Genomic DNA, 10,529 nt, shown 5'->3' with positions numbered 1-10,529 from the left:
AAAGAACATGGCAGCCCAGATAGACTCATTTGCTGATAAGTTCCAAACCTTGATTCAGTTTATGACCCAAGAATTAGTTTTATGAGAAAGCCCTGATCTTCCCATAGACACTCAAAGTGTAAGAAGTTTACAATTCTACTCGCTTCTCAATCAGATACTTTACTTTTTTTATTTACATCGCGACGTAACAACGCGATATGTAAGTACTTCTACTTCACTTACCTTTTAACTTTATATTTGATATAGTAGAAAATATAAAGATTAGCATATTTCTCAAAAAATAGACACTAGTGAAAAGATTATCTTTTGGATATATAGCGTAAGTCTTGCAGCCCAAACCAAAAGTATTTCGTCCCTAAATACGTTCACAATGATTTTTATTTCTCCTATACAAGTTGAATAGGAATGTTTCATCATAAGCATTATTTAAAGAACTATATTTCTATTCTAATAGACTGACTTATTGAGCTATAGATTCAAAAAAATAATCACTATAAATTCAGAAATAATTTCTGTTGTTTTCTCCAAGTAAACATCAACAGAAAACCAAAAGTCTACAGTTAAATTTACAAATCGACCTCGACACAACTTTGCAAAATTTTCCTTAATAAACTTAATTATTAAGTTTAATTATGTAATATATATGAATCAAAATTTCCTAAGAACCACCCTCATCATTTGGCATAATCAGTTGAACTTAGGGCTCGCTATTAAACATTGGAGTTGGTGGACAGCGCTTTTTTGCTTTGCTAACTCTCTTTTCTGGGCTTTCCCAAGCTATAATAGAATTGTTAGTAAAGATCCTCAAATCAATGATTATAACTCCTTCTGGAACAGAATCAATGAGCAAGCGGATCATCCACTTACTCATTATGATTATCCACCAGCAGTACATGAGGCTAAGATTTCCTTTCGATTATTAATGCCTTTACTCGCCAGATTTTCCCCTTTTAAGGATCTCAATATAAGAATGGCCTATCTATTCTTTATACAGCATATTGCAGGCTTCTTTTTCTTTTTATTTTTAATTAAACTAGCTTGGCGATATACTCAGGACAAAGCCACGTCCGCTCTATTAGCAATAGCCATATCTGTTACTTACTTAGGCCATTGTTTTTTTTACGAGTTATTTGGTTTTTTTGACGGAGTAGCTTTTACCTTACTACTAATTAGTGTATACTATCCACGAGCCTGGTGGGCCGTGCTGTGCTTTTTCCTTTCTTTTTGGATCGACGAGCGAGCCGTTCTCGCCTCCGGCTTGATTTTTCTTTTACTCACAGAGCCGGAAAATATTTTTCGAAAAGAACACTTCAAAAGTATTTTTTTGAAGGCTTTTCCATTTTTAGTTGCTTATGTTGTATATATAACCATACGCAAAGGTTTGGAGCTCAAATTTGGGCTGACAGTACCCATCGGGACTGAGCACGATGCCGGACTAGGTCTTATTATTCAGCAGATCAGAACTATCCCACTAGCTACTTTTCTAAGTTATGAGGGGCTATGGATACTCATTATTGTGGGAATTTATGCCGCCTGGCGCAAGCATAAGCGCTTAGAGGTTTCACTTTACATGGTGGCTTTTTTTATAATTATGTTAGTTTCATGGTCCGTGTGGGATGTCACGAGGAGTCTAGTTTATGGTTTCCCTGTTATATTATTTTGCCTACGTCAGGTTGCCCTTTCTACCACTAAAACAACTTTGTTCACCCTAATTCTGCTAGTATTTATCCTGAACTTTATCATCCCTTCCTACAAAAACCATTACTTTCAATTTTACTGGCAAGTCCCGTTTCCCGTTAAAGTACTTCACTTATTTAGCTAATACCTTCTCTTAAAATACCTCCCATATAAAAATACGAGATGCCCGCCGGGAATTTGGCGGGCATCTCGTACCTAGCAATCAAGTACCTTGGGAAGCGCTTAGTGGATATCGGCTTCCACGCCGGTGTCCTGCCAACTGCGGGTTTTGGCCGATTCCAGTACCGCTTCGCAGACCTTCTGGGTTTCCAGTGCATCCTGGAAGGTGGGTGAGCAAGGCTCGCCGGTTTCCAGGCTCTTGAAGAAGTCAGCTACCTGATGTACAAAAGAGTGCTCGTAGCCAATGCTCGTACCGGGTATCCACCAGCGCCCCATGTAGGGTTGATCGCTGTCCGTAACCAGAATGGAGCGCCAGCCGCGTACGATAGCCTCATCTTCATGATCGAAGTACTCCAGGCGGTTCATGTCGTGCAAATCCCAGCGAATTGAAGCGTGCTCCCCGTTGATTTCAAACGTATAAAGCGCTTTGTGACCCCGGGCGTAACGCGTCGACTCAAACAACCCGAGGGAGCCATTTTTGAAGTGGCAATGAAAAATACACGCATCGTCAATACCCACTTTCTGGACTTTACCGCTTTCCTGGTGCAGGCGTTCTTTGACGAAGGTTTCGGTCACGGCGGATACGTCGGTAATGGCCCCGTTGATCCACATGGCGGTGTCGATGCAGTGCGCCAGCAGATCGCCCGTTACACCTGACCCGGCGGCGTCGGCATCCAGGCGCCACAGGGCCGTTCCGCCCTGTGGTAACTCGGGATTGATGGTCCAGTCCTGGAGGAAGTTGGCGCGGTAGTGAAATATTTTTCCTAGCTTACCCGACTCCACAATTTGTTTGGCTAGTGTTACGGCGGGTACCCGGCGGTAGTTGTACCAAACGGTGTTTTTTACGCCCGCTTTTTCGATCGCATCCACCATCTGCTGGGCTTCATCAAGTGTACGCGCCAGGGGCTTTTCACACAGAATCATCTTGCCGGCGGCGGCGGCGGCCATGGCGATTTCGGCGTGGGTGTCGTTGGGGGTACAAATGTCAATAGCATCAATATCATCACGTGCCACCAGCGCTTTCCAATCCGTTTCGTACGATTCATAGCCCCACTGCTCAGCAAAGGCCTTCACTTTATCCGCACTACGAGAGCAGGCCGCTTTCAGGACGGGACGGTATTCATATTCCGGAAAAAAGTCGCCCAAGCGCTTGTAGCCATTGGTATGGGTGCGTCCCATGAGTCCGCAGCCAATGAGTCCAATTCTTATTTCTTTTTTATTGCTCATAATCTAATATTACGTTTAAAGCGCTCAATCGCGCACCATTCTCAATTGTCAGTTGGTAGAAAAGTTATTCTCAAGGGGAAAGGTACCTGGCAAGTACCCTGGTGTGGGCTCTAGGCCTCGTACCAGCCGTGCGCCTGCCGTACCTTGATCATCGCCGCCAGGATGTTGTTCCAGGTTTCCTGTTTGTACATCACCTCGTTCGGGAACATACAGCCGTCCCAGCAGATGTGGCGCATCTTTTTGGTGAGTTCGCCGTTTTCGTCGCGCAGCCAGAAACCCGCGTGGTAGGCAATATCCAGCTTTCCGTTAGGATCGGTAGCCAGGCAGTGGCGGCCCGTTTTATCGTGCGAGCCGGAGCCAAATACCGTGCCGTCATTCTGGGCCACGTGGAAGTCGATGGTCCAGGGGCGCAGGGCGTTGGTCAGCTTCCGGAAGCCTTCGTCCATGGCATCGCGGTTGCTTAGGTCTACGTCGGCGGGCAGCAGCCGGTCTTCGGGGCTGTTATAGCCCAGCAAGTACAGGAAGGTGTGCGCCATATCGGCCTGAAAACCAACATTGGGCCGGTCCACGGCCTCCAGCGTTTCCAGCATGGCTTTCCAGCTGTGCATACCACCCCAGCAGATCTCGCCCTCGGCGGCCAGGCGCTCTCCGTACTCCGCCGCCGCGTCAGCCGCTTCGCGGAAGGTTTGGGCGATGAGCAAGGTGTTATTGCCCGGATCTTGCAGCCAGGCTTCGGGGCTGCTGGCGGAGTCGATCCGCACTACGCCGCTGGGCCGTACGCCGAGCTCGGTCAGCTTCTGCCCGATCCGGGCCGCCTTCCGTACCTGCTCCACAAACTGCGCCCGCTCCTCCTTGGAGCCCATAGCCGAGCCCCCTTCGGGCGGCCAGATGGGCGCTACGATCGACCCGATGTTGAGGTTGTAGCCCGCTACCTGGTCGGCCAGGCGCTTGATGTCGTCGTCGGAGCTGTTGATGCTAAAATGGGCGTCGAACAGATCAATGTCCACGCCGTCGAACTTCACGCCGTCTACCTCGGCCGTGGCGGTTTTTTCCAGGAGGGTTTCAAAAGGGATGACAGGCTCCGAATCCGAACCTTTGCCCACAATGCCCGGCCAGGTGGCATTGTGGAGCTTGGGGAAATTATTTTCCGGCATAGCTGTAAGAATTTAGGAATTAAAAAAATAAATTGGCTTAACTAGTTTGTATTCAAATCCTTGGCAAGCCGGAGCAGGTACCTCATGCAGAATGAAAGTACCCTGCTCCGGCATTGATGGCTTCGTTATTCCAGCACCAGGTCGGGATTTCCCGGACCAAAGTGTTTCAGCATCACGATGGGGTCGGTGGTGGAGTGGTTCACGATGGTGACGCCTTCCCGCGCGGCTTTCTCCGTCACGAAAAACTCGTCGTTGGTCAGCTGCCCGTAGCGGATCAGCGCCGGGGTTTCGATGTTCCACTCACCCATTGTGCCGTGGCCCTGCATCATGATGAGCCCGTAGGCCGCGCTATCTTTGATGGTTACCGTTTGTCCCGGAAACACCGTCAACTCCTTGGCGCTGAAGGCATCGGAGCGGTAGCATACCCAGCTTTCAGAGTACCCATCAGCTTCCATTTCGGCAACGTCTTTCACGGGCTTGGGCCGCATAAAGCGGGTTTCGAGCAGGTTCGGGTTGGTGTTCAGCTCCCAGTCGATCACCTCCATCAGCTGGTCGTAGTCACCCATGCGGTCTTCGGGCGTACCGTTCCAGAGCAGTTCTTCGGGGATGATGGCCTCGTTGACCAGCGACTGGTACATGGCAAATACGTCGGAGGCTTTTTGCGGCTCGTAGGTACATAAGCTACCCGGCGCGTGGAGCATACCGGGCGGTACGTCCCAGCCCGTACCCGGAATGAGCGGAAACGCCTGCGAGTACATCGTGATTTTGTTGTCGCCCTTTGTGAAGTTCATGAGGCACTCCTTGATCTGCTCCTTGGTAGTACCGGGGGCAATACCGAAGAACGTGTAGGGGAAATCGCCCCCGTGGTTGTTGAGCTGCGGCGGGAAGTAGTAGGCCTCGGGCTTACCCAGCTGACCGATTTTGGCGGCGTGCTCGTCGTTGTGATGAATGTGGTGCGGCAGCGGCCCCATGTTGTCAAAAAACTTGGAGTACATGGGCCAGCTTTGGTACTCGTCCCACAGGCGGTCGCCGATGATCTCGCCCTTGAGCTCGTCGATCACATCCTTGAGCAGTACCTGTACTTCCTGGTCGCCATCCTTGAACACGACGGCGCTCAAGCCTTCGTTTTCGCCGGTAAGCGGACCGTTTTTGGCCGGGGTCGTCGACGACAGCCAGCGCTCGTCGATACCGCCCCGCACGCCGCCCAGTACGTAGTAGTCGTCCGGGTGGAGCTTGATGCGCCGTCCGGGTACACAAAATGAGCGGGGTACCCAGGTAGGGGCCAGTCGCAGTATTCCTTTTCCTTGTTCCAGTGCCCGTTGGGCAATACTCTGATCTGCCATTGTTTGTAGTTGAAAAATTTGGGTTTAGTGAATCCCTTTTAAAAAATGTTTGATTGATTCCGTTTGCGTAAGTACCTCCAGCTCTAGTGTATAGGTACTTTTCTGGCCCGGCTCCAGGAAGAGCAAAGTACCCTCCTCGCGTGCCCTGGCCTGCCCGACGGGCGGATGCGTACCCGGCTCCAGGCCCGTCACGTACTCGTTGCGGCCCCAGTGCTGCCAGTTGGTAAGCCAGGGTAGCTGCTGCTTCGGGAAGCACAGGGCTACGGCCAGGCCTAGTTTTTCGTTGTGCAGCCCGCAGGTACTTTGTCCGGCCGCGTCGGCGGCTACGTCAATAATCGCCACTTCTTCGCCACTCCCCAGGTGGTCGTCCAGGGGCGGGGGGCACTGTCGAAAGTTGTTGCCTTCCCGAAAAATGGTGGCGTTCTCCGGGCCGTTGCGCGGCTGCCAGGTACCTTCCCAGAGCAGCTGGGTACCTTCGTCCACCAGCGGCCAGCCGAAGTTGAAGTGGTAGAGCAGCATGTGCGGTGCGGGCGTATTGCCCCGGTTGATCACCTCGTCCTGAATGCGGATACTGGCCTGTCCCAAGGTACTTGAAATGGTACGGCGCAGCTCCAGGCTGGGACCGAAGGGCTTGGTCTGCCGGATAATACCCGTGATGCTCATGTCCAGCTTTCCGGCCCGCGGGTCGGGCTGAACGATGGACTCGATCTCGGCGGGTAGGTTACCAATTTCACCGTGCAGGCCCCGCTCGCCGTACTGATCTGACTCCGGCCCGCCCACGTGCGTGAGGCCGCAGGTCGTGAGCAGCCCGCCGCCAAAGGTACGTAGCCAGTCGATGCCCTTGTCGGAGAAAGGCTGCGGTGGCGTGATGCCCAGGTGGCTCAGCCACGCCAGGCTGTGCTGGTTAAAGAACGCATCGGCAATGTCCATGGCGCGGTCCAGCACTACCTTGTAGCGCAGGCCGGTACCGGTGTTGACCCAGGCAATGCGCGTGCCCCGCCCGGCGCCGTTGTCGAGCACGGCGGTTTCGATGCCTCCCAGCTGGTGGGAGTTTCCTATTTTATCCTGCCAATCTGGATGATTCAAGTTTTTGCGCTCCATGTAGTTTGTTTTCGAATCAATGCTTATCCAACCACTCTTTTACCCGGTTGTTAAAATCTTCGGTAGCTTCAAAATGAAAGGCATGCCCCAATTTTTGGTACAAATAGATTTCCGCGCCGGGTATTGCCTCCGCTATTTCCTGACCCATCCAGGGTGGGGTGAAGACATCTTCCTCGCCACCAATAACCAGCGTAGGGCTTTGTACGGTACCCAGCTGGTCCAGGACGTGATGATTGATGCAGGCTGCGGCCTGCCCCTGCAGTCCGTGCAAGGGTTGCGGAAACGGAGGGTTCTCTCTCCGGCCCGCTTCCAGTTCCGCTCGTTTTTCATCCTTATCCCAGGTCGATTTGGAAAAAATCAATAGCTGAATGTAAAGGCTAAATTCTTCGGGCGTGAAGCGCGCTTTACAATGCATCATATGCTCAAAGATTCCTTTAGCCATCGCGTCGCAGCGCGCCCAGGGGCACATCAATACCATGGACTTTACTTTATGGGGATGCCGTAGGGCCAATTGCATGGCTATGGTACTACCCATGGAGCAACCCACCACGCGTACTTTTTCCAAACCAAGCTGGTCGAGCAATCCCGCGTAGTCGTCGGCCATTTGTTCGGTGGTGTACGGGCCATCGGGTTTATCAGAAAACCCTACGCCCCGGTTATCAGGCAGAATACAGCGGTAGTATTTTTCCCAGTCAGCCACGTGCGGCTCCCATACCGATCCGGCGGCGGTAATCCCCATGATCAGCAGAACAGGCTCACCCAGTCCTCTTTCTTCGTAATATAGGCTGATTCCGTTGGTTTGGATTGTAGGCATTGCTTTGGGTGTTCTGGCCATCGGCACCGTCCGTCACAACGGATTGGCTTTTGGGCTTGGTTTTGGGGGTAAGGGTACTTCGTTCAGGTACTCGGATTTTCTTGATTTGGATAGCACTCCTGCTATTTTAACGCCGGTATGAGTTCTTCCGTAATCCAGCGGCCATCGTGCAGCGTGACGTAATCAGGGTCATCCAGGGCCTCTTTCCCCTCGTCTTCGCACACAATCCAGCCGCTGTACTGGCGGTCTTTAAGCCATTGAGTAATAGTCAGGAAATCTACTTTGCCTTGGCCCATCAGGGCAAACTCCGGTGTACCATCCCAGTCTTTGTAGTGCATGTGGTTAATCAGATGGGCGTATTCCTGCATTTTTTGGAGCGGGTCCATTTCGCCATTGATGATGTGCCCTACGTCGGGAGTCCAGCCGGTAACGGACGCATCCAGCCCTTCCAGCACCACGCGATAATCATCGGCGGTTCGAATGATCGAGCTGTGGGGGGAGTTAGGATGAAAGCTACACGGAATACCTTGGTCCGTAGCCCGGGCGGAGACGGCATTGACGATGTTGATCAGATTTTGCTGACGTTCAGCGAGATCATGCCGACCGGTAGGAATCTGGACCGTGCACAAAATGGCCTCCGGAAAATGGCGAAGTAGCTCAATAGCCTGATCAGCCTCGGCGCGTTCGGCGGCGGTTTCTTCCGCGCCGTTCCATTCCAGGGCCAGCGACAAAGCGGCCAGTTCCAGCCCTTGCTCTTTCAACTTATCCGCCAGAAGGTACGGATCGCGCAAGGCTCCCATCCAGGAGAATATAGGCTGAATGCCCGTAAAGCCCGCTTGGGAAATGATGTCAATCATGTGGCTCAGCCGACCCGCGTAGGTAGTGCCATTACCGCTCATGTACCAGGTATATACTTCTGATCCAAAACGAAAAGGGATGTGCGAATTCATAATTCGATAAGGGTAATGGCTAGTGAGTTTAACTTAATACATTCGATCAAAATCCATTCGGATGTTCAACCATCTTCTATACCTTGGTTCTGCCCGCTGGCTACTTTTTCTTCACTACCTCACCGGGCATAATCAGCGAGTCCCAGCCCGCCAGCATGGCCGGTTTGACCTGGGCCTTATAGCCATTGAAATTGAAGGTAGTAGGTTGGTACGGCCCTACCAGGGCTACGTTGTTAGTGGCTTTTATGGCCTTCTCCAGGCCCATGGCCCAAAAGGTAGCGTTGACCAGCATCCGCCGGAAGTTTTCGTCGAGCAGATCTTCGGACGCGCCGTGGGTGGTGGTAAAAGACCGCCCGCTAGTACCGCCCGCCACCTGGTAGGTTTTGGTCCAGGCCACCGGAACGGGCTTTTTGGTGCGGTCGGGCTCGGCGTCGGGCGTCATGCCGTTGAGTACCTGGTCGTAGGCCAGCACGGTACCCTTGGGCTCGGCGGTATAAGCTCCCGACTGCACCCACATCTCCTTCACGCCCCGAAAAATGGGATGGTTTTTCTGGTCGTCGGCGGCAGTCAGTTTCGACGATTGCTTATGGTTGGTACCGTAGTGGCTTACCCAGGTTTCGCCCAGGATGTATTCGCCGAAGCCATCCTTCCACTCGGTTTTGGGGCCGTTGTAGCGGTAGTCGTAGTGTTGCCACGTGGGGTTGTCCTTGATGTTGAAGGCGTGGGTGGCCGTGCGCAACGCCACGATGGGCCCGCCGCGTTTGAGGTAGTTGTCGAAGTGCTGCATTTCCTCGTCTTGGAAATTGGAAAAGCGGGTAAACAGTACCATCAGATCGGCTTTGTCCAAAGCGTCGAGGCCTTTGAGGTTCGAGCCGCCGGGCAGGATGTGCCCTTCGTCGTCCAGGGCAAAAATCACCGTACACGTAAAGCCGTGGTGTTGGGCCAGTATTCGCGCCAGCGCCGGTAGGCTTTCTTCGCTCCGGTACTCGTGGTCGGAGGCGATAAAAACGATGTGTTTGCCCTTTCCGGGCCCCTTGCTGCCTTGGTAAACGACCCGGTAAGGGCTGGCCTCGTCCTGAGCCAGGAGCACCGGAACAACTTTCGGCGCAAGGCTTAACGAAAAAAAGGCCACGCAAAGCAGCAGGATTCGACGAAGTACTTTGTGCATGAACAAGGATTTAGGAATAGTCAGGTACTTGATCCTCAGAGGCCATGTTTCTGGCCCATTTCCCGAATGAACCGGTAGCCCTTTTCGGCGATGTCCCAGGGGGCCGAAAACTCACGCCACACGCCGATAGCGTTGGCAAAATCGGGGTCATTGCGCGAGAACGCCTCGATGGTCAGCCAGCCCTGGTAGTTAATGCGCGCCAGCGACGCAAAGGCTTCGTCCCAAAGTACCTGTCCTTCGCCGGGGGTACCCCGGTCGTTTTCGCTGATGTGGACGTGGGCCAGCACGGGCGCGATCGTGTCCAGGGCTACCGCGTAGCTTTTCTCCTCAATGTTGGCGTGGTGGGTGTCAAACATGGCCCGGACGTTGGGGTGATCCGCCGCCTTCACCAGCCGGTAAAGCTGCTCGGCGGTGTTGCAGAGGTAGCACTCGAAGCGGTTGAGGGCTTCCAGCGCAAAAACAACTCCCGCCTGCGCCGCGTACTCGCCCGCCGCCTGAAGTACCTCGCCCGCCAGGGCATACTCCTGCTCCAGCGCCGGGCGGCTCGCAAAGACCGTATGCGCCGAATGAAACGGCCCGCAAAGTACCTTGGAGCCCAGGTCGTAGGAGCGATCTACGGCCCACTTGATGCGGTCGAGGGCCTGCGCTCGTACCGTCACCGACTCGCTAATAGGGCTCTCGTCTTTTCCCACCACAAAAACCGTTGTGACCTCCAGGCCCCGGTCGTGCACGTACTGACCCATGCGCTGGTAGGCGGCGGTATCCGGCGAGCCCACAAAAAATTCGACGCCGTCGTAGCCAATGCTCTTCAATCGATCGATAATGGGGAATAAATCATCCGACATGGCCGCTGACCATGCCAGCACGTTGAATCCTATTTTATTCATGGTGAATCACTAAAAAATGATACAATAG

General features: G+C 52.9%; 9 protein-coding genes. 1 reads left to right on the top strand and 8 read right to left on the bottom strand.

Going from position 1 to position 10,529, the window contains the following annotated elements; all coding sequences use genetic code 11:
* Positions 1-643 precede the first annotated feature (643 nt).
* A complete protein-coding gene (locus tag HNQ92_RS05040) occupies positions 644-1,822 on the top strand; it encodes a hypothetical protein (RefSeq protein WP_184171707.1) in 1,179 nt (392 codons plus the stop codon).
* Positions 1,823-1,920: 98 nt separating this feature from the next.
* Here HNQ92_RS05040 and HNQ92_RS05035 read toward each other — a convergent pair whose 3' ends face one another.
* From HNQ92_RS05035 to HNQ92_RS05000, 8 genes are all read right to left on the bottom strand, one after another.
* Entirely contained in the window at positions 1,921-3,084 is a 1,164-nt protein-coding gene (locus tag HNQ92_RS05035; RefSeq protein ID WP_184171705.1) for a Gfo/Idh/MocA family protein, read from the bottom strand.
* Positions 3,085-3,194: 110 nt separating this feature from the next.
* The gene (locus HNQ92_RS05030; protein WP_184171703.1) at positions 3,195-4,238 is read right to left on the bottom strand and encodes a sugar phosphate isomerase/epimerase family protein; all 1,044 of its coding nucleotides are present in this window, start codon (positions 4,236-4,238) and stop codon (positions 3,195-3,197) included.
* Between the two features lie 125 nt (positions 4,239-4,363).
* A complete protein-coding gene (locus HNQ92_RS05025; protein WP_184171701.1) occupies positions 4,364-5,581 on the bottom strand; it encodes a cupin domain-containing protein in 1,218 nt (405 codons plus the stop codon).
* 24 nt (positions 5,582-5,605) lie between these two features.
* Complete coding sequence (locus HNQ92_RS05020) at positions 5,606-6,667, bottom strand: aldose 1-epimerase family protein (protein ID WP_246439624.1); 1,062 nt, start codon at positions 6,665-6,667, stop codon at positions 5,606-5,608.
* Positions 6,668-6,698: 31 nt separating this feature from the next.
* On the bottom strand, positions 6,699-7,496 hold the full coding sequence (locus HNQ92_RS05015) for an alpha/beta fold hydrolase (protein WP_184171697.1): 798 nt from the start codon (positions 7,494-7,496) through the stop codon (positions 6,699-6,701).
* Positions 7,497-7,618: 122 nt separating this feature from the next.
* The gene (locus tag HNQ92_RS05010) at positions 7,619-8,446 is read right to left on the bottom strand and encodes a sugar phosphate isomerase/epimerase family protein (protein WP_184171695.1); all 828 of its coding nucleotides are present in this window, start codon (positions 8,444-8,446) and stop codon (positions 7,619-7,621) included.
* A gap of 100 nt (positions 8,447-8,546) precedes the next feature.
* A complete protein-coding gene (locus HNQ92_RS05005) occupies positions 8,547-9,614 on the bottom strand; it encodes a ThuA domain-containing protein (RefSeq protein ID WP_184171693.1) in 1,068 nt (355 codons plus the stop codon).
* Positions 9,615-9,649: 35 nt separating this feature from the next.
* Complete coding sequence (locus HNQ92_RS05000; RefSeq protein WP_184171691.1) at positions 9,650-10,501, bottom strand: sugar phosphate isomerase/epimerase family protein; 852 nt, start codon at positions 10,499-10,501, stop codon at positions 9,650-9,652.
* Positions 10,502-10,529: the final 28 nt, after the last annotated feature.

Origin of the sequence: Rhabdobacter roseus (assembly GCF_014202275.1) — a bacterium.
GTDB classification, from domain to species: domain Bacteria; phylum Bacteroidota; class Bacteroidia; order Cytophagales; family Spirosomataceae; genus Rhabdobacter; species Rhabdobacter roseus.
Note: the sequence above shows the minus strand (reverse complement) of the source record. Positions and strands in the feature narration are given on the sequence as shown.

Coding starts and splice junctions, on each gene's coding strand:
- HNQ92_RS05040 (WP_184171707.1), top strand. CDS start 644: ATGAATCAAAATTTCCTAAGAACCACCCTCATCATTTGGCATAATCAG.
- HNQ92_RS05035 (WP_184171705.1), bottom strand. CDS start 3,084: ATGAGCAATAAAAAAGAAATAAGAATTGGACTCATTGGCTGCGGACTC.
- HNQ92_RS05030 (WP_184171703.1), bottom strand. CDS start 4,238: ATGCCGGAAAATAATTTCCCCAAGCTCCACAATGCCACCTGGCCGGGC.
- HNQ92_RS05025 (WP_184171701.1), bottom strand. CDS start 5,581: ATGGCAGATCAGAGTATTGCCCAACGGGCACTGGAACAAGGAAAAGGA.
- HNQ92_RS05015 (WP_184171697.1), bottom strand. CDS start 7,496: ATGCCTACAATCCAAACCAACGGAATCAGCCTATATTACGAAGAAAGA.
- HNQ92_RS05010 (WP_184171695.1), bottom strand. CDS start 8,446: ATGAATTCGCACATCCCTTTTCGTTTTGGATCAGAAGTATATACCTGG.
- HNQ92_RS05005 (WP_184171693.1), bottom strand. CDS start 9,614: ATGCACAAAGTACTTCGTCGAATCCTGCTGCTTTGCGTGGCCTTTTTT.
- HNQ92_RS05000 (WP_184171691.1), bottom strand. CDS start 10,501: ATGAATAAAATAGGATTCAACGTGCTGGCATGGTCAGCGGCCATGTCG.